The sequence below is a fragment of the Acinetobacter sp. S-1 genome (assembly GCF_059579785.1).
In genome coordinates this window covers 949,864-974,573 of record NZ_CM184207.1, presented here as the reverse complement: position 1 = coordinate 974,573, position 24,710 = coordinate 949,864, and the positions used below count along the sequence as shown (strand labels likewise).

The following is a 24,710-nucleotide window of genomic DNA, read 5'->3' as shown; positions in this document are numbered from 1 at the left end:
ACAAATTACCCAAATCTTCTCCTATTTAGACTTCATATGTTGAGCAAAGTTCCGGTTTGCCTGAATGTCTTTATAGAAATATAAAAAGAGTCCAGACAAGATAATGAAAGCGCCTACAAAAACCATAATTGAAAGTTGTTCATGGTTTAAAGCAGCCCCAATGATCATCGCTAACATAGGTGTAATGACCGTTGTTAAAGATAAAGTTGTTGCTTGAATATTTTGTATAAGTTTGAAATAACAGAACATGGCAACGAGTGAAGCCATGAGTACCGTATAAATTAAGGCAAATAAAGATTTGGCTTCAGGCAAATGTGTTGGTGCATATTGCCAAATAAATGGAATAAAACAACTAGCAAAAATAGAAGACACTAAAATAGAGCCTGTTGCCTGAGCCATCGGCTGGATCTGTGCATTAACTTTCTTGACCCAGAAAATTGAAAATGAATAAACAAACACACTGATCAGCATCAGAACAATACCAAACGGGTGTACATGCTGATTCGCACCGCTCAGACAAATAATAGCTAACCCACAGACCGCAATTGCCATACCCAACCATTGCAGCTTATAAAGTTGTTGGCCAAAAGCAAACCGACCAATAAGCCCCGCCATAATCGGTGCTAAGCCAAACATAAGTGCGATCATGCCTGAGCTTAAATATTGGGTTGCGGCATAAGTGAAAATTTGAGAACCAATTAAGCTAAAAGATCCGGCAATGTAGCTATGAACTGCTTGTCGATGCGTTGGAAAAGGTGTTCTCAAAATTAGCAATATGATGACAGCCAAAGGCAGTGCAATAAAAAAGCGTAATAACAATGCCCACATCAGATGTAGATCAGACACACTCCAGACAATTGCCAAAGGAGTTGTTGCCCAGATAAACACTAACAAGGCATAGGTTAGAGCCAAATTGGTTTGCGATGGCATGCGATGCTCACTTAGCTGTTTTACGTTTTTGCTTTAAAATCGTTTGATCTAATGAACTTGAAAATTCACGTTTATCTCGCTCGGAAATAGGAGGCGGTCCACCAGTTTGCACACCTGCACCACGAAGCGTATCCATAAAATCACGTAGATGTAAACGCGCTTTAACATTCGCCGTTGTATAGACTTCACCACGGGGATGAATAGCAACTCCACCTTTCTCGATCACCTGAGCTGCCAGTGGAATATCCTGCGTAATGACAATGTCATTTTCAACCATACGATCAACTATTTCTTTATCTGCTTGGTCGGCACCACTTAAAACCTGTATTGATTTAATACGAACAGAAGGCGTAATCCCAACATTTTGATTGGCTACAAAAATGACTTCTAATTGATAACGATCTGATGCACGTAAAATCACTTCACGTAAAATTTTCGGTAAGGCGTCTGCGTCTACCCATAGCTTAAATGGCAGCACGTTATTCTCTATTTCCACTAAAAATATTAGTCTAACAGATGCTTTTCTAAGGTGAGTAAAAATAACGATTAAACTGATTTTTAATTTCAACATTTAAATTTTTTATAAGTTAAACGTACTTTTAACTTATAAATAGAAACGTTGCTTCCCCTTAAATGACTAAATACGCGCTTTTACAAGAGAATTTACATATGGTGACTTGAAAAATAGCAAACACCCTCGATTTAATATAACAAGTAATGTGAACCCAACAGCATCGTGCTTATGAAAAATCAAAACAGTCCAGAAGTTATTAAAGTAAATGACCAAAATTTTGGTAGTCATGGAGAACATTGGAATCTATTGACCCCCCATCCCGAAACAGATGTACCAAAATGGTTAGGACTGGCACTTGATGCACCTGTAATGCCAATGGGTTTGTGTGAACATGAAGAAGACATGGATCAATCTTTTTGGCTCATTCAAGGTCCACAAGACCAAAAAGTTACGATCAATCAAATTATTGCTGTTGAAAACCAAAAACCTCGCGCGCTTAAAACAGCCTTCCCAAGTTTCGAAAGTCCATATCAATATAATGCGAAAATTGAACGCATCATTACTTGCGACTCTGCTACACAAGCTGTGTTAAGTTTAAGACTAAATAAAAATACAACTGTTTATGCATTTGATAATTTATTTAGTGTTAACTACTGTCAATATGATAAAAATCAAAACTATCAAGTCCAATTTAATGCATGGGCTTATGAATTAGAACCTGTTCCAGCAGGTGAAAAAATCATTGTTGATGACCCCGCTTCTATCAAACATCACCGTGCATTAAATGCAATTTTAACTGAACATAATGGTATCGCTCCTGAAAACTTACAGGAACTCATTAATGAATGGCAACCAAAAACTCCAGAAGATCAAGAACCTGTAACCGTTGATTTTTCTAAAATGGTTGCTTATTTATATGGTGAAAATCTTGGTCAAGAAGACGAAGCATGGTTCCAAGGTAATATTGTTGGTAAAACTTCTATGACATTTATGGGGGCAGAATATACCCTTTATGATGTCACTTTGGTTTTAGAAGATGATCTTCCTGCCATATTAGTGCGCATTGCGACCAAAAACGATTTGTATAAAAACTTTAATATTGGCGAATATATTCGCGGTAATATCTGGATTCAGGCGACTATTTGTGCTAAAAAGGGTGAAACTAATTGAATTTCACTAATATTTTAATAATTAGGTTATTGAATGAAGATTATACCCGAACAAACTACCAGCCTCATTCAATCCAGTAGCCTGCGCGTAAAGGTCGATACTGGTGCGTTTTGCTTTTTTGTCTTGGGTATGTTCTTAGCTGCCATATTCATGCACCAGTTTGGTTTAGTGCCTTTTTAATTTATAACTTATTCAATAAATAAAGCCCTCATTTGAGGGCTTTATTTATTTGATTTGCTTAACCATTACGCTTTGCAAAATCATCCATAAAGTTAATTAAAGCCTGTACGCCTTCTAATGGTACGGCATTATAAATACTTGCACGCATACCGCCGACAGAACGGTGGCCAGCTAAATTTAACAAGTGATTAGCTTCCGCTTCTTTTAAGAATTGCTTTTCTAAAGCTTCGTCTGCCAAGGTAAACGGTACATTCATAATTGAGCGGTTTGGAATTGCGATCGGGTTATTGTAGAAATCGCTTGAGTCGATATAACCATATAACAACTGAGCTTTTTCAAGGTTCACTTTATGAATAGCCTCTACCCCACCCTGCTCTAGCAACCATTCAAATACCAAACCAGACAAGTACCAAGCGTAAGTCGATGGTGTGTTTACCATAGAACCATTTTTGGCTTGGTCGCCATATTTTAAAATACTTGGAATTTCTGGTTTAGCCTGATCAAGTAAGTCATCACGAATAATGACAATTGTTAAACCAGCAGGACCAATATTTTTTTGTGCGCCAGCATAGATTAAACCAAACTTAGTCACATCTAATGGAGCAGATAAAATACTTGATGAATAGTCACAAACAAGTGGCGCTTTTACATCAGGAATTCCTGCGAACTGTAAGCCACCAATCGTTTCATTATCCGCATAATGTACATATGCTGCATCATCAGATAAATTCCATTCGCTTTGTTCAGAAATTGCGAACTTGCCATCTACTTTAATGCCAGCTTCTACAACATTAATATCGCCATAACGTTTTGCTTCTTTTAACGCTTTTTCAGACCAGATACCGGTGTGAATATAATCGGCTTTACTGTTCTTACCTAAAAGGTTTAAAGGAATCGCAGAAAATTGTAATGACGCACCGCCTTGTAAAAACAGTACTTTATAGTTTTCTGGAATATTCATTAACTTGCGTAAATCTACTTCAGCTTTTTCAGCCACAGCAACATAGTCAGCACTACGGTGACTCATTTCCATGATGGATAGACCTTTACCTTGCCAATCCAACAATTCTTGTTGAGCTTTTTCTAAAACGGCAGTAGGTAATGCAGCAGGACCAGCACAGAAATTGTACGCGCGCATGATTTTTCCCTTGTATAAAGTCAAACACAATAAAAATGGCATTTAACCACAGATTGCTTAAGCTTGCAGCAGCTTCTCAAGTAAATATTTCAATGCTGGACTGTATTTAGCTTTATTTTTTCAATTATTGTTGTCGTTATTTCTTTAGTTTTAATGACCAGCTTCCTCATTTAAAAAAATTTTTAAGCAAAAAGATCAACTTGACTTGTGATTATCATTTCACATACCTTGATAGCTATTACAAAAATATTGGCTTAGTAAATTCAATAATTAAAGGAGCTAAAAACCACCATGTTTTTATACAAATGTATAATAAACAAGATGATAATTGAATTTAATAACAAGAAATTTAAACTATAAGGGATGCCAAAAATTGTTATTTAAAATGCCAACATATCGATATAGACATTCTATTTTTCCCTTTTCATTTAAACCAAAACATCTTGCTTTGGCTATAGGCTTTTTTTTCACTAATCATTTATACGCCGGAAGCTTAAGTTATGCTGAAGCAGAACAACAAGCTTTGAAAAGTTCATATAGTACTCAAGCCAACCAAGCATTACAGCAAGCATCTCAATTAGAAGCTGAAGCAGTAAAGGGCCTGGGATTACCTAGAGTTGATTTAAATGTCAGAGCCTACGCTTTTCATAGTGAAACAGATGTACCTCTTGGCTCTTTTAAACAAAAACTTGAAAATGATTTAAGCCAAGGACTCAACGATAAACTTTCACAGTGGAACAATGTCATTCCATCAGATGTGCTGGGACAAGTTCAAGAAGGCGCAAACCAAACCATACATGATGGTATAAATCGCTTTCCTGATTATGCGAATCTGACTATCGAAGATCAGGTGGTACGCCCTTCGATTTCAGTCGTAATGCCACTCTATACAGGCGGCTTAACCAGTAGCGCTAAAAAAATAGCAAATATACAAGCACAGCGCTCTGAACTTTCAAGCCAACAACAGCAAGATATACAGCGATTTGAAGTAGTACAAAGTTACTTTAATGTGCAATTACAGCAGCAGCTGGTCGCAAGTAGCTTATTTAACTTTAATGCGATGCAAAAACATTACAGCAATGCCCTAAAGCTGGAACAACAAGGATTTATTAGTAAAGGGCAACGCATGCAGTTTGAAGTCGCTCGTAATAATGCAGAACGTACTTTACAAAATACTCAAGCTAACTTAAACGCCAGCCGCTTTAGCCTTAATAACCTTTTACATCAACAAAATAATGTAGATTTAAGTACACCTTTATTTGTAAATAACACTCCAAGCCAGTCTCTAGAATCACTTTTAACCAGTTATTCGCAAAAATCTAGCCTTGTACAAAAAATGCAGATGGATACTCAACTGGCTAACGTAAATATTCAAGCTCAACAAGCCGCAAAAAAACCAAGTCTATTTGCATTTGGTGAATATGCGCTTGATGAAAATGAAAACTGGATTGTCGGTGTAATGGCAAAATACAATCTATTTTCTGGGGTAGATAAAAATAAGAATATTCATGCCGCTGAATTAAAGCGTTACGCTTCAGAGCTCATGACTGAACGCACTAAACAAGAGATTGAAGCACTTTTGAATAAATCATATAACGAGCTTAACTCTGCTCAACAAAGTCATCAGCTTTTACAAAGAAACGTAAATGCTGCTCAAGAAAACCTACGTATTCAAGAACTTTCTTTTCGTGAAGGAATGGGTACAGCAACCCAAGTGATTGATGCACAAAATGCATTAAGTGCGTTAAAAACTGAAATGGCTTTAAATGCTTATAAATATGTCATGTCACTCGCAACTTTACTGCAAAGTCATGGCTCAATTGACCAGTTTAAAGCTTACGTTAATCAACCACATACCGACTATATTCGTTAATGGGAGTATAAAATGAATCAAGACTCAGCTCATTCAGAACAAGATTCTCCTGTTGCGGATACAGCAGAAACCACTCAAGTTAAAAAAGATGATCCTGTTAGTGACCATCAAGAATCAAGTACAAATAAAAATGACGCCAATCCTCCTAAAAACTCCAAAATTAAACTGATTATTGGTTTGATCATTATTGCCTTATTAGGTTTAATTATTTTTGGTTTGTGGAAAAGCTATCAGCCTAAACCTATTGAATTACAAGGCCGAGTTGAAGCCGAGACTATTCACGTAAGTACAAAAGTTCCAAGTCGTATTGAAGAAATTTATGTACAAGAAGGCCAGAAAATTTCCAAAGGCCAACCCCTTGTTCGTTTGGTTAGTCCGGAAATAGAAGCTAAAAAGCAACAAGCCTTGGCTACCTTACAATCGGCTTTAGCATTTCAATCTACGGTAGACCGCGGTTCTCAACAAGAAAATATCGATACTCTTTATGCCAACTGGCAAAGCACGAAAGCACAAGCAAACCTTGCAAAAACTACTTACCAACGTGGTGAAAATTTATATAGACAAGGCGTCATTTCACGTCAAAGACGAGATGAAATGCTCGCAGCACAGACCTCTACTCAAGAATTAAGTGAAGCCTCTTATCAACAATATGCTCGTGCAAAACGTGGAAGCACTAGCCAGCAAAAATCTACAGCAGATGCACAGGTTGAAATTGCAAAAGCAGCGGTAGCTGAAGCAAAAGCTTTAGAGGAAGAAACACGCTTACTCTCTCCGATTTCGGGTACAGTTTCAAAAACTTATGGTAAGCCTTCTGAATTAGTCGCTATGGGTGTGCCTGTTGTTAGCATTTTAGAAGATGATGATTTATGGGTAAGTTTAAACGTGGGTGAAAATCAATATGCCTCTGTTTATAAAAATAAAATCCTTGAAGGATTCATTCCAGCACTTAATCAGAATGTGAATTTTAAAATTAAGAATATAGATGCTGAAGGTGAATTTGCCACCATTAAAACGACTCGCCAAACTGGAGGCTATGATATTCGTAGCTTCAAATTACATCTGGTGCCTGAAAGTCCTGTCAAAGATTTAAAGGTTGGCATGAGCGTTCTATTTAAAATTAAAGAAGAAAAATAAAGCATGTTTGCCAGTATATTACGGGAACTAAACTATCTAAAAAGTAATAAATGGGATTTGTGTATGGTGACACTTATCCCTGCTTTTATCATTTTCATGTTTAGCAGCATGTTTTACGCAGGTAAAGCTGAACACTTACCAATTGCGATTATTGATCAAGACCAAAGTGAACTCAGCCGTAATATTGAAAAGTATCTTTCGTTGAATCATACAGTAGACATTAAAACAATTACGGCAAGCTCTGCTGAGGCTGAACAACTACTCAATGAAACTAAAATATGGGGTTACGTTTTTATTCCAGATGGTGCTGAAAAACGCTTTGTGAAAGCGCAAGATGCTCAAATCAGCATTGCATTTAACCAGTCTTTTTTTAGTGTTGGAAATACGATTTCTTCAGCAATGCTGGTCAGTACCCTCAATGCTTTAGCAGACTATGCTGGTCAAAGTTATCTTGCAAATAGTATTCCCTATTTAGATGTTCCTACCGCTCATGTAAAAATCTCAACGCTTTATAATCCAAGTATGAGCTATGAGTTTTATTTAGAACCTTTCATGGTTCCTGCTGTATTGCACTTATTGCTGTGTTGCTGTGTTGCCTTTGCTATTGGACAAGAGCTTAAACGTGGCACATTAACAGCATGGGTAAACCGAGAAAGTTTTATTCAAGGCTTACTGGCTAAAAATCTGCTTTATAGCCTTATATTTTGTGCATGGACATGGGTATGGATGTTTTGGCTAGTCGAAATCCGTGGCTGGTTCGTAGCAGGTTCTCTTAGTTTATTGTTATGCGCACAGTTTTTACTTTATTTTGCCTACGCTTTGATTAGTAGCACCGTCATTCTTGCAACCAAAAATTTAAGTAAAACTTTTGGCTTTATCGCGGTATATGGCGGCTCTTCTTTAAGTTTCGCAGGCGTTACGCTACCTTTAAATAATGCGCCTATTTTCACCAAATTTTGGTCACTCATTATTCCTTATACCCCTTATGCCAAGCTGCAAACTGAACAATGGGTGATCGGCAGTCCAATTTTCATTTCAATGATTCCTTTTTTAATACTCATCGGTTATTGCCTGATTTACTTCTTTTTAAGTTGTCTATTGCTTAAAAAATTAGTTCAAGGGGCAACACAATGAAAGAATTCTTTAAGGCTTATGGGCAAACATTTAAAGACATTGTAAGTAATAGCTCAGTTTTCACAACTCTGATTTTATCGGTCATTCTTTATAGCTTTTTTTATCCTACCGCCTATAAAGCTGAGCGTGCAGAATCTATTCCTATTGTCATTATTGATGAAGAACAAAGCCTCTTAACTTCTCAATTGATTGGCCAAAGTGCAAATAGCCCCCATGTTCATATCGTTACCGTTACCAGCAATTTTTTACAAGCTGAACAAATGGTACGTGAGCAAAAAGCCGATGGTATTTTACTTTTACCAAATAACTTAACCCAAAGCTTACGCAGAGGAGAAACAGGTGGAATCGGCTTATACTTAAGCACAACCAACTTTTTAAAAACTAAAGAAATTGGTTTAGGTCTAGCAACCTCGATAGAAGCTACATTAAAAGAATATATTGAAAAATTTGGACAGCGCACTCATTTCCAGCCAGCGCTTTCTATTCATCAAGTGCCGTTATTTAATCCACTTTCAGGATATGGAAGTTATATTTTTCCGGCTGTTGCATCTTTGATTATTCATCAAACGATTGTGCTAGGTTTGGCAATGTTAATAGCTAGCTATCGTGAGCAACGTGAAAAGATTACAGCTGTTCGCCTCGCTGGAGTTTTCGCAAGTATATTTACGATTGGTTGTTTAGGGTGTTTTTATCTTTTTGGTTTTACCTTGTGGTTAAATGACTATCCACACGGTGGAAATTTTATAGGTCTACTCATTGCCGTTCCAATTTTTATTAGTTGTGTGATTGGATTAGGCATGCTGATCGGTTCACTTTTAGATATGCCGGAACGTGCCGGACATATTATTGTGTTTAGCTCAGTACCTTTATTCTTATTAACCGGAGCTGCTTGGCCTCATCAAGCCATGCCTGAATGGTTACAATGGCTTGCGTGGTGTTTACCTTCCACACATGGGGTACAAATGTTTGTGCAACTTAACCAGATGGGTGTTCCATTAGCCACGGTTGTACCAAAGCTGATTTTTCTTGGGACCCTTGGATTAATATTGGTGAGTTTATCTTATTATCGGCTTGTTAAAAAAACTTCTTCATAAAATAAAAAAGGAAGCTTATGCTTCCTTTTTTATTTAAGTTTTACTTACTCTTCAGAAGCATCTTCATTATTTGATACAACTTCTTCGCTATCAGTTTCAGTAGTATCTACTTCGCCTTCGAGAAACTCTTCTTCATCTTCGACAGCTTCAATAGACACAACACCTACTAGAGTTTCTTCTTCGCTTAAGCGAATTAGGCGTACACCTTGTGCATTACGACCAGTCATCGCAACTTCTGCTGCACGGGTACGAACTAATGTACCGCCATCAGAAATAAGTAACAATTCTTTGGTTTCATCAATAGACACTGCACCAACAAGCTCACCGTTACGTTCGCTTGTCTTAATCGCAATGACGCCCTTACCGCCACGTTTCTTAGTCGGGAAGTCATTTACTGGAGTACGTTTACCATAACCGTTGGCACTTGCACACAGTACTTCACCTGTTTCAGGTACAACTACAAGCGATACGATACGGCTTACTAAATTTGAATCTGCTGAATCATCATTGTCATCTGATTCATCATTTTCAACATCTGCATCTTCTTCACTTAAAGTACTGCTTGCAAAGCTCACGCGCATACCACGAACACCTTTCGCAGTACGACCCATTGCACGTACGTCAGTTTCAGCAAAACGGATTGCCTTACCTTCGTTCGAGAACAACATGATTTGCTGATTACCATCAGTAATCGCAACACCAATTAAGGTATCTTCTTCATTGAGTTCAATTGCGCGTAAACCATTTGAACGGATATTAGCGAATTGCTCTAAATCAACACGTTTAACCGTACCTGATGCTGTCGCCATAAACACGTAATGGTTTTCTGGGAACTCAGTTAACGGCAAGATAGCTGTTACTGTTTCATTCGCATCTAAAGGTAACAAGTTCACAATCGGACGGCCTTTGGCACCACGTGATGCTTGAGGCACTTCAAACACACGAAGACGATATACTTTACCTACGTTGGTAAAGCACAGCACAGTCGCATGGTTTGAAGCTACAATGAGATGTTGAATAAAGTCATCATCTTTCATTGAAGTTGCAGACTTACCACGTCCACCACGGCGCTGAGCCTGATAGTCTGAAAGTGGTTGAGTTTTTGCATAACCTGTTTGTGAAACCGTTAATACAACTTGCTCTTCAGGAATTAAATCTTCACGGCTAAAATCAATACGTGATTCAATAATTTCAGTGCGACGTCCATCACCATACTGTTGTAGTACCAGTGCTAACTCTTCGCGAATTACAGCCATCAATAAGTTGAAATCATTCAAAATTGCAGTAAGTTCAGCGATTTGACCTAAGATTTCAGTATATTCTGCATGTAATTTGTCTTGTTCAAGACCTGTTAAACGGTGTAAACGTAATTCTAAAATTGCGCCTACTTGTGTTGGTGATAAACGGTAAATTGAATCGGTTAGACCAAATGGACGATTTGGATCTTCACCTTCGATTTCATCTGGACGAACAGAAATTGCACCAGCTTTTTCAAGCAATGAAACGACACCACCACCAGCCCACTCACCTGCAAGTAAACGCTCACGCGCTTCAGCAGGGTTAGCAGAAGTTTTAATCGTCTCGATAATTTCATCGATATTGGCTAAAGCAACTGTTAAGCCTTCTAAGATATGACCACGTTCACGTGCTTTACGCAGTTCGAACATGGTACGGCGTGTCACAACTTCTTGGCGGTGACGGATAAATGCCGCAATAATATCTTTCAGATTCATCAATTTTGGTTGTCCGTTATCAAGACAAACCATATTGATGCTGAATGAGTTTTCGAGCTGGGTATTTAAGAATAAGTTATTTACAACGACTTCAGCGTTTTCACCACGCTTTAAATCAATTGCAATACGCATACCTTCTTTGTCAGACTCATCACGAAGTTCTGAAATACCTTCAAGTTTTTTCTCTTTAACCAACTCAGCAATACGCTCAATAACTCTTGCTTTGTTTACTTGATATGGAATTTCAGTAAAGACGATAGTTGTACGGCCTGTCTTTTCATCTTCTTCGAAATGGTACTTACCACGAATATGTAAGCGGCCTTTACCTGTACGGTAGGCATCAACAATACCTGATTTACCATAAATAATACCGCCTGTAGGGAAGTCAGGACCCGTAATGTATTCCATCAATCCTTCAATCGAGATGTTCGGATTGTCAGCATAGGCTAAGCACGCATTCACAACTTCTGTCATGTTATGCGGTGCCATGTTGGTTGCCATACCTACGGCAATACCAGCAGCGCCATTAATTAACAAGTTAGGAACACGTGTCGGAAGTACTTCAGGAATACGCTCAGATCCGTCGTAGTTATCTTCCCAGTCAACCGTGTCTTTTTCTAGATCTGCAAGAAGCTCGTGTGCAAGCTTGGTCATACGGACTTCGGTATAACGCATTGCAGCTGCGCTATCACCATCAATCGAACCGAAGTTACCCTGACCATCTACCAATAAATAACGTAAGCTAAAGTCCTGAGCCATACGTACAATGGTTTCATAAACAGCTGAGTCACCGTGAGGGTGATATTTACCGATTACGTCCCCAACAACACGCGCAGATTTCTTGTAGGCTTTGTTATAGTCATTGCCCAATTCGTGCATGGCATAAAGCACACGACGGTGAACAGGTTTAAGACCGTCTCTCACATCCGGCAATGCACGAGATACGATTACACTCATCGCGTAATCTAAATATGAATGCTTGAGTTCGTCCTCAATGGCAATCGGTCGGATTTCCGATACGCTCATGCATACTCCTTCTTACAGATAGAAATTTCCATCTGCTTATATGTCTTGATCTTGCAAAAAATTTAGTTCCGGAAACTGAACTAAAATCGAAAAAAATATAGCTGTATACTATAGCATAAAAGCACTGTGTAATGTGCGGAATCTACACCGCCAATCTGGTGATATTTGTATAATTTAATTGCATATTATTCTTATCATATCGCTATAACGAGCACGTTCTATTCTTAATAAAACTATGTGATTTTTATTCTATAAAAATCAAACCTCAAATGAGATAAAAGTTTCAGTTATACATTTCAGGACACTATCCATAATAAAAAACCCCTAGTAAAAACTAAGGGTTTTTTAGCTTTAATCGGTAAAGATTAAAGTTTAGATACCAATTCTGGTACTACAGTGTTCAAATCACCAACTAACCAGTAGTCAGCAACACTGTTGATTGGCGCTTCTTCGTCTTTGTTGATTGCAACAATAACTTTAGAATCTTTCATACCAGCTAAATGCTGGATCGCACCAGAAATACCTACAGCAACATAAAGCTCAGGCGCAACGATTTTACCAGTTTGACCAACTTGGAAATCGTTAGGTACAAAGCCCGCATCAACTGCTGCACGTGAAGCACCTTGTGCTGCACCAAGCTTGTCAGCTAATGGATCAAGTACTTTATGGTAGTTCTCACCAGAACCTACACCACGACCACCAGAAACTACGATGCGAGCCGCAGTTAATTCTGGACGATCAAGCTTAACGATTTCTTCAGATACGAAGTGAGAAATACCCGCATCTTTTACTTCGCCAACTGTTTCAACAGCAGCTGAACCACCTTCCGCAGCAACTGGATCAAATGCTGTACCACGAACAGTACCAACAATGATTGCTTCGTCAGATTGAACAGTTGCAATCGCGTTACCAGCGTAGATAGGACGCTTGAATGTGTTCGCAGATTCAACAGAAATGATATCTGTGATCATGCTTACATCAAGAAGAGCAGCAACACGTGGAAGAATGTTCTTACCAGTCGTTGTAGAAGCAGCTAAAACGTATTTGTAACCTTTAGCCAAGTCAGCAACTAGGCCAGCTACGTTTTCAGCTAATTGGTTTGCATAAGCAGCGTTGTCAGCAAGTAAAACTTTGCTTACACCAGCAACTTTAGCAGCAGCATCAGCAACTGCTTGAGCACCAGAACCAGCAACTAATACAGTAATATCACCACCGATTTTTTGTGCTGCAGCAACAACGTTTAAAGTAGCACCGTTAAGTACTTGGTTGTTGTGGTCAGCGATAACTAAAATACTCATGATTTTATCCTTCCGTATTAGATCACTTTCGCTTCATTTTTCAATTTTTCAACAAGCTCATCTACAGATTTCACTTGTACGCCAGCTTTACGTTCTGCTGGAGCTTCAACTTTAACAGTTTTAAGCTTAGTACCAGCTGTAACGCCATAATCAGCAGGAGATTTAGTATCAAGTGGCTTCTTACGAGCTTTCATGATGTTAGGCAATGCTGCATAACGTGGCTCGTTCAGACGCAAGTCAGTCGTGATGATTGCAGGAAGTGTAAGTTCAACAGTTTGTAAACCACCGTCAACTTCACGAGTCACCTGTACTTTACCGCCATCAACTTTCACTTCAGAAGCGAATGTACCTTGACCAGCACCTAATAATGCACCAAGCATTTGACCTACTTGGTTAGAGTCATCATCAATTGCTTGTTTACCAAGAAGGATAAGTTCTGGTTTTTCAGCTTCAACAACACCTTTTAAAATTTTAGCAACTTCTAAAGCGCCAATTTCATCAGTAGTTTCAACCAAAATACCACGGTCTGCGCCTAGAGCCATTGCAGAACGGATTTGTTCTTGAGCTTCTTTAGGACCAACAGAAACAACAACGATTTCTGATACTGTTCCTTTTTCTTTTAAGCGAACCGCTTCTTCCACTGCGATTTCACAAAATGGGTTAATTGACATTTTTACGTTGGTAAGGTCAACCCCACTATTGTCCGGCTTAACACGAACTTTAACGTTGGCATCAACCACGCGTTTTACAGCAACAAGAGCCTTCATGTAATCCTCGGCTGTTCTAGCAAAAGTAAATGTTGAGAAAAGTATATTAACTCTTCAATTAAAATTTTTTAGGTACCCTATCTTGCAATGTGTTTGGCATTTCGGTCAAGTCACAATTTTCTGGAACAGCACAAAAAAAATGAAATCATCAGTTCATAAAAAAATTTTAGACTGCTATGAGGGCCTATTTTATTCTTTTTAAACTCTATTTTATACATTGATTTTTATTATCTTTTTATCTTATTTAGCATATTAGCTAGAAACATAAGATTACTTTTAAAAACCATAAATCCGACGTTTTTTAGACCCAGTCGTCCACAAAATACTCAAAGATCAAAATTGTCAATTTGGCTGTTTTGACTATTTCTCTTAAACAAATTTGTAAAAAAATACAAATGATCTCTGCATTCACCTAAAACTTCTCAATTTAATTATCTATTTATTGAGTTTATTTTTAAATTTTAGTTTTTATGTGCCCTTGGATGAGCTTGATCATACACTTGTGCCAAATGATCGAAATCAATATGCGTATAAATTTGTGTCGTAGATAAATTACTATGGCCTAGCATTTCTTGTACTGAACGCAAATCACCGCTACTCGATAGCATATGGCTAGCAAAACAATGTCTGAGTAAATGCGGATGTAAATCGACATTTACACCTGCTCGTTGTGCTTGAAGCTTCACACGTTTTTCAATTTGCCTTGGAGTGAGCGCTCCTCCTCGCAAGGAAATAAAGACAGAATCGTTTTGATCGAAATTTCCTTTCCAAATTTTGTAAACTTTCAACCAGTTCAATAGGCTTTCTTTTGCTTTTTTCCCAAACGGTACAATACGAGTTTTATTTCCTTTACCAGTAATACGAACAAGTTGGCGATTAAAATCTACATCCTTAACTGTTAAACCCTGTAATTCAGCCAAACGTAAACCACTTGAGTAAAGTAACTCGAGCATCGCTTTATCTCTTAGCCACAATTGCTGATCAACCGGTTTTTCCGGCATAGGTTGATCTAAAATTTGATTAACCGTTTCTATGTCGATCATACCTGGCAAAGGTCTAGGTTGGCGTTTTAACTTAAAATCGTCGGTAGGATTAATTTCTAGATATTTACCTTGTTCAGCCCACTTCATAAATTGACGAATTGAGGTGAGATGACGTTGCATGCTACTTGAACTTAACTGGTCCTGTTCGACACGCTGCGCTAAGTACTCTCTTAAATCTGAAGCTTCAAGATTTCTCAAATCTAGTTGTTTGTGCTCGCAGAACTCAAGAAAGCTTTTAACATCTCGTTCATAAGCAGTAATCGTGTGCTCAGATTGATTCTGTATTTTTCTTTCTTTTAACCACATTGAGAGCAGTTGTAATGCAAAATCCAAATTGCTCTCCATTTATTTGCTCATTTTTTTGAGTGTACCAAAAACTATGTGATCATGAAAATTTGATATCGCACAACCTAATGCTGATCTAATTTATATATTACAATTTAAACCAAGTATTCATTGGACCATGCCGCCATGACCACCATACTCATTCCTTATTTAATTGCGATTACCTTACTTACACTGACCCCGGGTCTGGATACGACTTTAATTATTCGTACAGCAACACTTGAAGGTAAATCGAAAGCGTTTCAAGCAGCAGTAGGTATTTGTCTTGGCTGTATTGTATGGGGAATTGTGGTTGCCTGTGGTCTAGGTGCCTTGCTCATGGCATCTGATCTCGCTTTTAATATTCTAAAATGGATGGGAGCAGCTTATCTAGCATGGTTAGGTTTAAATATGATTTTAAAACCACGTACCCAGCTTGCAGATATGCAAGAGAATAGTTCAAATACCTCTCCTTCACAAAATTGGTTTATTAAGGGTTTTTTGGGTAATTTACTTAATCCCAAAGTTGGTATTTTTTATATTTCATTTCTTCCACAGTTTATTCCACCACAAGCATCGGCAGTTACTTGGGTGATGGGACTGGTAATGATTCATGTGGTAATTGGAATGCTATGGTCAACTTTATTAATTTTGGCTATGCAGCCACTGTCACGTTATCTTAAGCAACCTAAATTTGTGAAATATATGGACCGAATTACTGGCAGTATTTTTGTGTTATTTGCTTTGAAATTAGCTTTGAGTAAAAGATAATTAAATCAAATATTATTGTACATATAAAAGAAAGCCTCTTTTATCACTTTAGCTGATGAAAAGAGGCTTCAATTTAGATAATGCGATTAACCTTGGAAATAACGTAAATCCAAACGCCCATCATATACATGAGTTGTTGGACCATTCATCCAGACCACATCACCTTCTTGCCATTCAATTTGTAGCTTACCACCAGCAAGTTCAACTTCAACTGAGTTCGCAAGTAGACCACGGCGCATACCACTTACCGCAGCAGCACATGCCCCTGTACCACAAGCTAATGTTTCACCAACACCACGTTCAAATACTCGTAAGCGAACATGTTTTTCATCAATCACTTGCATAAAGCCAGCATTAACACGTTCAGGGAAACGTTTATGTGACTCGACTTGTGGACCAATGCCAGCAACATCTGCAGTTAATACATCTGGAACAATAGTGACAGCGTGAGGATTGCCCATATTAACCACATCAATATTAATGTTCTGGTCGTTAGCTAACTCAAGTGTATATAAAGCTTCTGGTTGTTCTGCAATGAATGGAATTTCATTCGGCAAGAACTTTGGGTAGCCCATATTGACGCGAACCCAACCATTTTGTCCCAATTCAGGTTTTACAATACCTGCTTTGGTTTGGACAGTAATACTAGTTTTGGTTGTTAAATGGCGCTCATGTACAAAACGAGCAAAACAGCGTACACCATTACCACATTGTTCAACTTCAGAACCATCAGCATTAAAAATACGATATTTAAAATCTGCTTCTGGTAAATCTGGTGGTTCAACAATTAAAAGCTGATCAAAACCAATGCCAAAATGGCGATCGGCTAAGCGTTGAATTGTTTCTGTATCCAAATAGGCACGTTGGCTGATCAGATCAACCACCATAAAGTCATTGCCTAGCCCATGCATTTTAGTAAATTCTAACAACATTTCATTTACTCCTCAGGCAACAATCTTTCTTTTTCCCAAAGCGACTCAACCGTTTCACGCTCACGAATTAAATGAGCTTTATCACCTGACACCATCACTTCTGCGGCACGTCCACGTGTATTGTAATTTGAACTCATTACAAAACCATAAGCGCCAGCACCGAGAACAGCTAACAAGTCATTTTCTTTTAAAGCCAATGAACGATCTTTACCAATGAAGTCACCTGTTTCACAGATTGCACCAACAAGATCCCAAGTTTTTTCTTCAGTATCTGAACTTGGCACTACAGGTTGGATATCCATCCATGCTTCATATAAAGCAGGGCGAATTAAATCATTCATTGCAGCATCAATAATGGCAAAGTTACGGTGGCTCGTTGGCTTGAGCAAATCCACTTTGGTTAAAAGCACACCTGCATTTGCACTAATGCTACGGCCCGGCTCCATATAAACCTTGAGACCTAGCTTTTCTAAAGCAGGTTTCATTGAGTTAGCATATTCTTCAACACTTGGCGGTGTTTCATCTTTATAACAAACACCTAAACCGCCACCGATATCAATGTGTTTAAGAGTAATACCAAGTTTTTTTAGTTCCTCAATCATTACCATGACACGATCTAAAGCATCAACAAACGGTTTAGTCTCGGTCAATTGCGAACCAATGTGGCAGTCAATGCCAATGATTTCAAGGTTTGGCAAAGATGCAGCATATTGATAGGTTTCATAAACGGTATCACTTGGAATACCAAATTTATTTTCTTTTAAACCTGTTGAAATATAAGGATGAGTTTTTGCATCTACGTCTGGATTTACACGTAAAGAAATCGGCGCTTTTTTGCCTAGACGAGCTGCGACTTTTTGCAGACGGTCTAGTTCGGCATAAGATTCTACGTTAAAGCAAGCAATGCCTACATTTAACGATGTTTCAATATCAGCTTCAGTTTTACCCAAGCCAGAAAAAACAACTTTAGATGCATCTCCACCCGCTTTTAAAACGCGTGCAAGTTCACCACCTGATACGATATCAAAACCAGCACCAAGTTTTGCCAAGACATTAAGAACAGCTATATTTGAGTTAGATTTCACCGCAAAACAGATTTGATGATCAATAAAATCAAAAGCACGGTCCATATCTAAGTAATGTTTTTCAAAAGCTGCTTTTGAATAAACATACAAAGGTGTGCCAAATTGCTGCGCAAGCTGCTCCATAGAACATTGCTCTGCATGCAATACTCCATTAATGCGAGTGAAACTCATGAATGTGTCCTTATTTCAAAGCTTAAGGTGAAGTTGTTTGGGTTGGGGCTGATGCTTCAACTGACTGTTCAGCTTGTTCATCCTGTTGCACAACTTGTTTCTGTTCTTTATTACGATAGAGCAAGTATTTCGCACGTTTGTCATAATTCGGATCAGAAGGTAGCTGTAATGCTCCTGACTGACCACAAGCGCTAAGCAAAATACTGCTGCTCAATAAACTGATGAGGCAAATGACACGACGCATCTGAGCACCTGATTTAAACAATTCGATGCAGTATACCGTGATCATGCAGGCGGCTAAAGAGTAAACTTAAAGAGAAAAACAATATGCATAAAAAACGCCAGCTTTTCAGCCAGCGTTTGATCATAACCAAATAAATTTAATTACTTTTTATGACGTGGTTTATAGAAGAAGAAATAACCAATGATCAAGATAACAAACCAAATTGGGCTGACTTTAAGCGCTTTGAACGTATCTGGTTCTAAAGACAGCACATAAATCATGCCAATAAAGAAAATAATCGTGATCCAACATGTAAATAGACCACCCGGTAATTTAAATGTTGATTTGGCATGTAGCTCAGGACGCGTAGTGTAGTAACGGATATAACTCCAGATAATGAGTAACCACACGCAAATGAACAGAATCGTTGAAAGCGTTGTTGCAAGTGTAAATGCCTCAACTGTATTTGGAACAAAATACTGTAATGCCGCACCTAACAATAAACATGCCGCAGAGAAATACAATGCATTTGCCGGTACCGCACGTCTGTTCAATTTACCAAAAGCTTTTGGACCCTGATCTTCACGAGATAAACCAAATAACATACGGCTTGTTGAGAAGACACCACTGTTCATTGATGACATCACTGATGACAATACCACCAAGTTCATCAAGATCGCTGCTGCTGCCACACCAGCTTGGCTGAACAAGTTTACAAATGGACTGATCGATGGATCAATTTTATTCCAAGGTGTTACAGACATCACAATCAACAATGCCAATACATAGAAAATAATGATACGGATTGGAATTGAGTTAATTGCTTTTGGTAAGTTACGTGCTGGGTCTTTCGTTTCCGCAGCCGTTGTTCCCACAAGTTCTACACCAACAAAAGCAAAGATTGCAATCTGGAAGCCTGCCAAGAAACCATGTACACCTGTTGGGAAGAAGCCACCGTTAGCCCAGAGATGAGTAAATGAAGCAACTTCACCCGTACTTGAGGTAAAGCCTGTAAAGATCATCCATAGACCCACAGCGATTAAAATAATAATCGCAAGAATCTTAATGAGCGCAAACCAGAACTCTAATTCACCAAACAAGCGAACTGTTAACAGGTTTAAACCCATAATAAATACAATCGCGGCAACACTGATCATCGCCCCTTCGACAGGCGAGAAAGGTAGACCATTATTGAAGAATTGTAAGTAGTAGATAATTGCAGAAAGGTCAGCGATACCAATCGTGATCCAACATAACCAGTATGTCCACCCTACAAAGTAACCCGCCCATGGACCGATTAAATCTGTTGTGAAGTCAATAAATGATTTATAGGCAAGGTTTGAAAGAAGTAATTCGCCAAGCGCACGCATGACAAAAAACACCATCACACCAATAATCAAATAAATGAATAAGATTGATGGACCAGCAAGGCTAATTGTTTTGCCTGATCCCATAAATAATCCGGTCCCAATTGCACCACCAATCGCGATCAGCTGTAAATGCCGATTGGAGAGGCTTCGATGGAGCTCACCTTGTTCATGAGGCTCGCTCAGATTTTGATTCGACATTTGATAAATACACTCCAGTAATTTTTTTAGTCCGTTAGCTAAATTCAAATCAAAAAGACGATATCGCACCATTTGCAGGTATCTTTTAAATGTATATTTTTTGACAACTTTTCAGCTAACCAATTTTGTCTGTATTGCTGATGATTCCAAGCTACATACAATTAGGGCCGATAATACGCACAAGCCCCCTGCAATACAACGGACTCTCAAGTCAACTTTTGTCGTACTTGCTTAACTTTCGCATATATAAAAAGGCTACCAGTGAGGTAGCCTTTTCAATTAAGGATCAAGAAATAAATTTATGTTTTGAAAATTTACTTTTGGTTATTCTTCAGTTTTTCTTCCCAGAATGTCGCATTTTTAATTCCTAATTTAACAGGGTCAAATGTGTACTCTGTTACTCCAGCTTTTTGCTGCGCTTCATAATCTTTAAGAGCTTTAATTGTTGGCTTCCATACAAAATAAGTCACAATAATTCCGACAATATTAATCCATGCCATTAAACCGACACCAATATCACCAATACCCCATATATAACCGGTTGCACTTAAAACCCCATAAGATACAGAGAGAATAATAAAGCACTTCGTCACAAATAATAACGATGGAGATTTAGTAATATAGCTTAGATAAGTAATGTTAGTTTCAGCAATATAGTAATACGCAACAATCGTTGTAAAAGCGAAGAAGAACACAGCCAACGCCACGAAGATTTGGCCAAAATTACCAAACATTGTACTCACTGCCATTTGGGTAAAAGCAGGAGAACCTATTTCTACAGTAGCTCCAACATTTTGTACAATAAATTGACCAGCTTCTAATGTACCTTGTACGTTATACATACCTGTAATTAAAATCATAAATGCTGTTGCAGAGCAGACGAATAATGTATCGACATAAATCGAGAATGCCTGTACAAAACCTTGTTGAGCTGGATGTTGCACTTCCGCTGCGGCTGCTGCGTGTGGCCCCGTTCCTTGCCCTGCCTCATTTGAATAAACACCACGTTTTACCCCCCAGCCAATCGCAGCACCAAGACCTGCCATAGGAGAAAAAGCATCTTCAAAAATTAATTTGATTACACCAGGTAGCTCGTGAATATTCGCAATAACAATAACAACAGCCATTAGAATATAACCAGCTGCCATAAAAGGAACAACGAATTCAGCAAAACGTGCAATCCGTTTAATCCCACCAAAAATAATGATAGCGAGTAAACCAACAATCACCACAAGTGCTACAATTTTAAACAGACCAATATCACCAAAAATAATTGCCCCTTCACCTGTAATTTGTGTAAATGCCTTACCTACTGCATTTGCTTGAATTCCCGGTAAGAACAAACCACAAGAAATAATTGCTGCTATAGCAAATACGATGCCTAACCAACGCTGTCCTAGCCCTCTGTCAAAATAAAAAGCAGGGCCACCACGATATTGCCCTTGATATTCGACTTTATAGATTTGACCTAAAGTTGATTCCACATATGCCGTGCTTGCTCCTAAAAATGCAACCAACCACATCCAAAAGACAGCACCCGGCCCACCAAAGCCAATTGCTGCCGCTACACCCGCAATATTACCTACACCTACTCGTCCCGATAATGAAACAGCTAAGGCTTGAAATGATGAAATCCCCTGTTCTGAAGAAGTACCTTTTATTAATAGTCTGGCCATTTCCTTCATTTGACGTACTTGCACAAATCTTGTCAAAATAGAAAAAAATAACCCCGCGCCTAAGCACAGGTAAATAAGTGCCTTACTCCAAATAATGCCATTAATCCAATCAACAATTTCTGCTGCACTCATAGATATCAACCTTTTGTATTTTTAAAATACAATACTCATATTATTTTGTTCGTTTTCACTTCAGCAATATCCATGCCATATCTATAATAAACAGCTAGATACATACTCCAGTAAAAACACCGTCCTTGGGGAATAGATTAGATTTTTTATATCCACTGAAAACAAACTTTATCTGACTTGTAAAAATCCAATATCGTGTTATTTTTGGTGTCTTTCCCTTATTAGTTCCTTAGAAGATCCCTTCAAATTTCCTCAATATCTTTTATGATAATTTTTGGAAACAAGAACGAAGAACTTCCTAAGAACTATATTTATATAATATCGAGCAAAATTTCAATTTTTTATGAGCAAAGTCAAAACTGTTTACCGTTGCGAGCAATGTGGTACCGATCATCTTAAATGGGCTGGTCAATGCTCAGAGTGTGGTGAATGGAATTCTCTGACTGAAGTTAAACTTGAGCCAACCACTGCTCACCGCGCACGTCCTAAAATCGGGGGCTATGCGGGTCAAGTTGCTAACATTACAACGCTAAATAAAGTTTCCGTTTCTCATGAAACCCGATTACCTACAGGCATTAGCGAATTTGACCGAGTGCTTGGCGGCGGTTTGGTGACAGGTTCTGTGGTGCTGATTGGTGGTGACCCCGGTATTGGTAAATCAACCATTCTTTTGCAAACTGCGACCCATATGGCAAGCGAAAAAAGCTCTGCACTTTATATTACGGGTGAGGAATCTTTATCTCAGGTGGCGCTTCGTGCGCAACGTCTTGACCTGCCAACCGACCAATTAAAAGTCATGGCTGAAACCTGTGTAGAACGCATTTGTGAAGTTTTAGAACAAGAAAAACCTGTAGTCGCTATTCTAGATTCGATTCAAACACTTTATACAGAAACCCTCCAATCTGCTCCGGGTGGTGTTTCACAAATTCGTGAATCTGCTGCTTTATTAACCCGTTATGCAAAAAATAGTGGCACAGCACTATTCATTGTTGGTCACGTGACCAAAGAAGGTGCACTGGCAGGTCCACGTGTTTTAGAGCATATGGTGGACTGCGTACTTTACTTTGAAGGTCAATCAGACTCTCGCTATCGCATGATTCGTGCTGTTAAAAACCGTTTTGGTGCAGTGAATGAGCTTGGCGTATTTGGCATGACTGATAAAGGCTTACGTGAAGTGGCCAATCCTTCTGCTATTTTCTTAAGTCGTTATGATGAAGCGATTCCCGGTTCAATTGTCATGATTAGCCGTGAAGGAACTCGCCCTCTTTTGGTCGAAGTGCAAGCTTTAGTTGATGATGCTCAAGGACAACCACGACGTGTTGCACTTGGTCTTGAACAAAACCGTTTGAACATGTTGCTTGCTGTAATGCATCGTCATGGCGGCGTGCAAACCACTGGACAAGATGTATATGTCAACATTGTAGGTGGCTTAAAAATTACCGAAACAGGTTCTGATTTGGCTGTTTTACTCGCATGTGCTTCAAGTTTACGTACTAAAGCCTTGCCCCAACAACTTGCAGTTTTTGGGGAAGTTGGTCTTTCTGGTGAAATTCGCCCTGTTCCTAACGGTCAGGAGCGCTTAAAAGAAGCAGCAAAACATGGCTTTAAATATGTCATTTTACCAAGAGGAAACGCCCCTCAAAAGGCAATTCCGGGCGTACAAGTTATTGCTGTTGCGCGCTTGCATGAAGCATTGACAGAAGCTATGCAGCTCAGTGATGAATTGACATAAAAAAACATACTTTTATAGTTGAAATTTAGAGTAAAAGCCTGCATAAATACTATTACAAATTAACTCTAAACAGGAATTTCCTATGGAAGTACACCAGCGTGGCTTGATTACCGGTATTTTAATGGCTGCTTTAGCAATTTCGCCTCTTGCTGAAGCTAAACGTGCAGGTGGTGGTAAAAGCCACGGTATGGCACGTTCGACTACTTCAAGCCAGTCTTATCAACAACCTCGTCAAGTGACTCCAGTTCAACAAACCACTACAGCGCCTCAGAAATCTGGTCCAGGTGTTGGTTCAATGGTTGCAGCTGGTGTGGCTGGTGCTGCCGTAGGTGCTGTTGCAGCAAATGCTTTAGCTGATGACAAACCGACATCAACTGAACAGCAAGCCACTCAGGCTCAAGCTCAAGAAGAGAAAAAAGGTGGAATCCCAGGTTGGATTTGGGTATTGCTTACCGCAGCTCTTGCTTTCTTTGTATTCCGTAAATTGGGATCAAAAAAAAAATTAGCGGGTAACAACCCTTACGCACCAAATAGTAACGGTCAAAACCCATTTGGCCGTTCTGCTGCACCACAAGCAGCTCCACGTAATGCTGGCGATAATACAAATATCTTTGGTCAATCTGTGGGTGGCGGTGCAGCAACGCAAGCGCCTTTTGGTGGTGTAACCACGAGCAATGGCAATCAACTTCCAGATGGTAGTGAACCAGCTGCGTTCTTACGTATTGCACGTCAACGTTTTAATCACATCCAATCGATGAATACTGCAAGTAATATTGAAGAAATTCGCCGTTACTTAACACCAGAACTTTATAGTTCTATGTATAACGACATCATGGAAAACCAAGATCAAGACGTTGCTGAATTTAGTAACTTGAATGCGATGGTTGTAGACAGTGCAACTGAAAATGGTCAATACGTAGTAAGCGTACGTTTCACTGGTACAGTAAGTGAAGATCTAAATAGCTTGCCACAACCGTTTACTGAAATCTGGCACTTTGTTAAGCCTGCTGGCTCTCAGCAAGACTGGGTTGTTGCAGGTATTCAACAAGCTTAAGCTAAATA

Annotated in this window: 20 protein-coding genes; 8 read left to right on the top strand and 12 right to left on the bottom strand. The window is 38.8% G+C overall.

Features of this window, described 5'->3' with window-relative positions:
- Positions 1-21: 21 nt before the first annotated feature.
- Together AC52J8_RS04700 and AC52J8_RS04695 are read right to left on the bottom strand one after the other, a co-directional pair.
- Positions 22-930 carry a DMT family transporter gene (locus AC52J8_RS04700; protein WP_005067734.1) on the bottom strand — a complete coding sequence of 303 codons (909 nt, stop codon included), beginning with the start codon at positions 928-930 and terminating at the stop codon, positions 22-24.
- A 7-nt stretch (positions 931-937) separates the two neighbouring features.
- Positions 938-1,426 carry a YaiI/YqxD family protein gene (locus tag AC52J8_RS04695; RefSeq protein ID WP_078210287.1) on the bottom strand — a complete coding sequence of 163 codons (489 nt, stop codon included), beginning with the start codon at positions 1,424-1,426 and terminating at the stop codon, positions 938-940.
- Between the two features lie 246 nt (positions 1,427-1,672).
- On the opposite strand from AC52J8_RS04695, the gene AC52J8_RS04690 reads away from it, so the two are divergent.
- Positions 1,673-2,614 carry a hypothetical protein gene (locus tag AC52J8_RS04690; protein ID WP_086399766.1) on the top strand — a complete coding sequence of 314 codons (942 nt, stop codon included), beginning with the start codon at positions 1,673-1,675 and terminating at the stop codon, positions 2,612-2,614.
- 238 nt (positions 2,615-2,852) lie between these two features.
- On the opposite strand, the gene serC is transcribed toward AC52J8_RS04690, so the two are convergent.
- Positions 2,853-3,932 carry a 3-phosphoserine/phosphohydroxythreonine transaminase gene (serC, locus tag AC52J8_RS04685; RefSeq protein ID WP_086399765.1) on the bottom strand — a complete coding sequence of 360 codons (1,080 nt, stop codon included), beginning with the start codon at positions 3,930-3,932 and terminating at the stop codon, positions 2,853-2,855.
- A gap of 385 nt (positions 3,933-4,317) precedes the next feature.
- On the opposite strand from serC, the gene AC52J8_RS04680 reads away from it, so the two are divergent.
- From AC52J8_RS04680 to AC52J8_RS04665, 4 genes are read left to right on the top strand one after another with little or no spacing between them, the layout of a single operon-like run.
- Positions 4,318-5,805 carry a TolC family protein gene (locus tag AC52J8_RS04680; RefSeq protein WP_086399764.1) on the top strand — a complete coding sequence of 496 codons (1,488 nt, stop codon included), beginning with the start codon at positions 4,318-4,320 and terminating at the stop codon, positions 5,803-5,805.
- Between the two features lie 12 nt (positions 5,806-5,817).
- The gene (locus tag AC52J8_RS04675; RefSeq protein WP_086399763.1) at positions 5,818-6,939 is read left to right on the top strand and encodes an HlyD family secretion protein; all 1,122 of its coding nucleotides are present in this window, start codon (positions 5,818-5,820) and stop codon (positions 6,937-6,939) included.
- Positions 6,940-6,942: 3 nt separating this feature from the next.
- Positions 6,943-8,073, top strand: a complete 1,131-nt coding sequence (locus AC52J8_RS04670) for an ABC transporter permease (protein WP_197738973.1) — start codon at positions 6,943-6,945, stop codon at positions 8,071-8,073.
- Positions 8,070-9,167: an A1S_2622 family ABC transporter permease subunit gene (locus AC52J8_RS04665; protein WP_496538884.1), complete on the top strand. Its 1,098-nt coding sequence runs from the start codon at positions 8,070-8,072 to the stop codon at positions 9,165-9,167. Before AC52J8_RS04670 ends, AC52J8_RS04665 begins: the two co-directional genes overlap by 4 nt.
- 44 nt (positions 9,168-9,211) lie before the next feature.
- On the opposite strand, the gene gyrA is transcribed toward AC52J8_RS04665, so the two are convergent.
- The 4 genes from gyrA to xerA all read right to left on the bottom strand — a co-directional run bounded on the left by gyrA (position 9,212) and on the right by xerA (position 15,340).
- Entirely contained in the window at positions 9,212-11,926 is a 2,715-nt protein-coding gene (gene gyrA, locus AC52J8_RS04660; RefSeq protein WP_086399760.1) for a DNA gyrase subunit A, read from the bottom strand.
- Between the two features lie 365 nt (positions 11,927-12,291).
- On the bottom strand, positions 12,292-13,224 hold the full coding sequence (locus tag AC52J8_RS04655) for an electron transfer flavoprotein subunit alpha/FixB family protein (RefSeq protein WP_002118921.1): 933 nt from the start codon (positions 13,222-13,224) through the stop codon (positions 12,292-12,294).
- A 17-nt stretch (positions 13,225-13,241) separates the two neighbouring features.
- A complete protein-coding gene (locus tag AC52J8_RS04650; RefSeq protein ID WP_002118903.1) occupies positions 13,242-13,991 on the bottom strand; it encodes an electron transfer flavoprotein subunit beta/FixA family protein in 750 nt (249 codons plus the stop codon).
- A gap of 461 nt (positions 13,992-14,452) precedes the next feature.
- Complete coding sequence (gene xerA / locus AC52J8_RS04645) at positions 14,453-15,340, bottom strand: site-specific tyrosine recombinase/integron integrase (protein ID WP_086399875.1); 888 nt, start codon at positions 15,338-15,340, stop codon at positions 14,453-14,455.
- A gap of 165 nt (positions 15,341-15,505) precedes the next feature.
- On the opposite strand from xerA, the gene AC52J8_RS04640 reads away from it, so the two are divergent.
- Positions 15,506-16,129, top strand: coding sequence for a LysE family translocator (locus tag AC52J8_RS04640; RefSeq protein ID WP_017385803.1), 624 nt, complete (start codon positions 15,506-15,508; stop codon positions 16,127-16,129).
- 86 nt (positions 16,130-16,215) lie between these two features.
- Here AC52J8_RS04640 and dapF read toward each other — a convergent pair whose 3' ends face one another.
- The 5 genes from dapF to AC52J8_RS04615 all read right to left on the bottom strand — a co-directional run bounded on the left by dapF (position 16,216) and on the right by AC52J8_RS04615 (position 21,916).
- Positions 16,216-17,061 (bottom strand): diaminopimelate epimerase, encoded by an 846-nt coding sequence (dapF, locus tag AC52J8_RS04635; RefSeq protein ID WP_496538883.1) that lies wholly within the window; start codon positions 17,059-17,061, stop codon positions 16,216-16,218.
- A gap of 5 nt (positions 17,062-17,066) precedes the next feature.
- The gene (gene lysA / locus AC52J8_RS04630) at positions 17,067-18,317 is read right to left on the bottom strand and encodes a diaminopimelate decarboxylase (RefSeq protein WP_086265485.1); all 1,251 of its coding nucleotides are present in this window, start codon (positions 18,315-18,317) and stop codon (positions 17,067-17,069) included.
- Between the two features lie 22 nt (positions 18,318-18,339).
- Positions 18,340-18,561, bottom strand: a complete 222-nt coding sequence (lptM, locus tag AC52J8_RS04625) for an LPS translocon maturation chaperone LptM (protein ID WP_016140224.1) — start codon at positions 18,559-18,561, stop codon at positions 18,340-18,342.
- Between the two features lie 140 nt (positions 18,562-18,701).
- Positions 18,702-20,108 carry an amino acid permease gene (locus AC52J8_RS04620; protein ID WP_057086327.1) on the bottom strand — a complete coding sequence of 469 codons (1,407 nt, stop codon included), beginning with the start codon at positions 20,106-20,108 and terminating at the stop codon, positions 18,702-18,704.
- Between the two features lie 314 nt (positions 20,109-20,422).
- The gene (locus AC52J8_RS04615) at positions 20,423-21,916 is read right to left on the bottom strand and encodes an alanine/glycine:cation symporter family protein (RefSeq protein ID WP_086399758.1); all 1,494 of its coding nucleotides are present in this window, start codon (positions 21,914-21,916) and stop codon (positions 20,423-20,425) included.
- 343 nt (positions 21,917-22,259) lie between these two features.
- On the opposite strand from AC52J8_RS04615, the gene radA reads away from it, so the two are divergent.
- Entirely contained in the window at positions 22,260-23,648 is a 1,389-nt protein-coding gene (gene radA, locus AC52J8_RS04610) for a DNA repair protein RadA (RefSeq protein ID WP_005067703.1), read from the top strand.
- Positions 23,649-23,730: 82 nt separating this feature from the next.
- Positions 23,731-24,702 (top strand): Tim44 domain-containing protein, encoded by a 972-nt coding sequence (locus AC52J8_RS04605; RefSeq protein WP_086399757.1) that lies wholly within the window; start codon positions 23,731-23,733, stop codon positions 24,700-24,702.
- Positions 24,703-24,710: the final 8 nt, after the last annotated feature.

Coding starts and splice junctions, on each gene's coding strand:
- AC52J8_RS04670 (WP_197738973.1), top strand. CDS start 6,943: ATGTTTGCCAGTATATTACGGGAACTAAACTATCTAAAAAGTAATAAA.
- AC52J8_RS04650 (WP_002118903.1), bottom strand. CDS start 13,991: ATGAAGGCTCTTGTTGCTGTAAAACGCGTGGTTGATGCCAACGTTAAA.
- xerA (WP_086399875.1), bottom strand. CDS start 15,340: ATGTGGTTAAAAGAAAGAAAAATACAGAATCAATCTGAGCACACGATT.
- AC52J8_RS04675 (WP_086399763.1), top strand. CDS start 5,818: ATGAATCAAGACTCAGCTCATTCAGAACAAGATTCTCCTGTTGCGGAT.
- dapF (WP_496538883.1), bottom strand. CDS start 17,061: ATGTTGTTAGAATTTACTAAAATGCATGGGCTAGGCAATGACTTTATG.
- AC52J8_RS04640 (WP_017385803.1), top strand. CDS start 15,506: ATGACCACCATACTCATTCCTTATTTAATTGCGATTACCTTACTTACA.
- lptM (WP_016140224.1), bottom strand. CDS start 18,561: ATGCGTCGTGTCATTTGCCTCATCAGTTTATTGAGCAGCAGTATTTTG.
- AC52J8_RS04700 (WP_005067734.1), bottom strand. CDS start 930: ATGCCATCGCAAACCAATTTGGCTCTAACCTATGCCTTGTTAGTGTTT.
- AC52J8_RS04665 (WP_496538884.1), top strand. CDS start 8,070: ATGAAAGAATTCTTTAAGGCTTATGGGCAAACATTTAAAGACATTGTA.
- AC52J8_RS04615 (WP_086399758.1), bottom strand. CDS start 21,916: ATGAGTGCAGCAGAAATTGTTGATTGGATTAATGGCATTATTTGGAGT.
- AC52J8_RS04620 (WP_057086327.1), bottom strand. CDS start 20,108: ATGTCGAATCAAAATCTGAGCGAGCCTCATGAACAAGGTGAGCTCCAT.
- lysA (WP_086265485.1), bottom strand. CDS start 18,317: ATGAGTTTCACTCGCATTAATGGAGTATTGCATGCAGAGCAATGTTCT.
- serC (WP_086399765.1), bottom strand. CDS start 3,932: ATGCGCGCGTACAATTTCTGTGCTGGTCCTGCTGCATTACCTACTGCC.
- AC52J8_RS04655 (WP_002118921.1), bottom strand. CDS start 13,224: ATGAGTATTTTAGTTATCGCTGACCACAACAACCAAGTACTTAACGGT.
- AC52J8_RS04605 (WP_086399757.1), top strand. CDS start 23,731: ATGGAAGTACACCAGCGTGGCTTGATTACCGGTATTTTAATGGCTGCT.
- AC52J8_RS04690 (WP_086399766.1), top strand. CDS start 1,673: ATGAAAAATCAAAACAGTCCAGAAGTTATTAAAGTAAATGACCAAAAT.
- radA (WP_005067703.1), top strand. CDS start 22,260: ATGAGCAAAGTCAAAACTGTTTACCGTTGCGAGCAATGTGGTACCGAT.
- AC52J8_RS04680 (WP_086399764.1), top strand. CDS start 4,318: ATGCCAACATATCGATATAGACATTCTATTTTTCCCTTTTCATTTAAA.
- gyrA (WP_086399760.1), bottom strand. CDS start 11,926: ATGAGCGTATCGGAAATCCGACCGATTGCCATTGAGGACGAACTCAAG.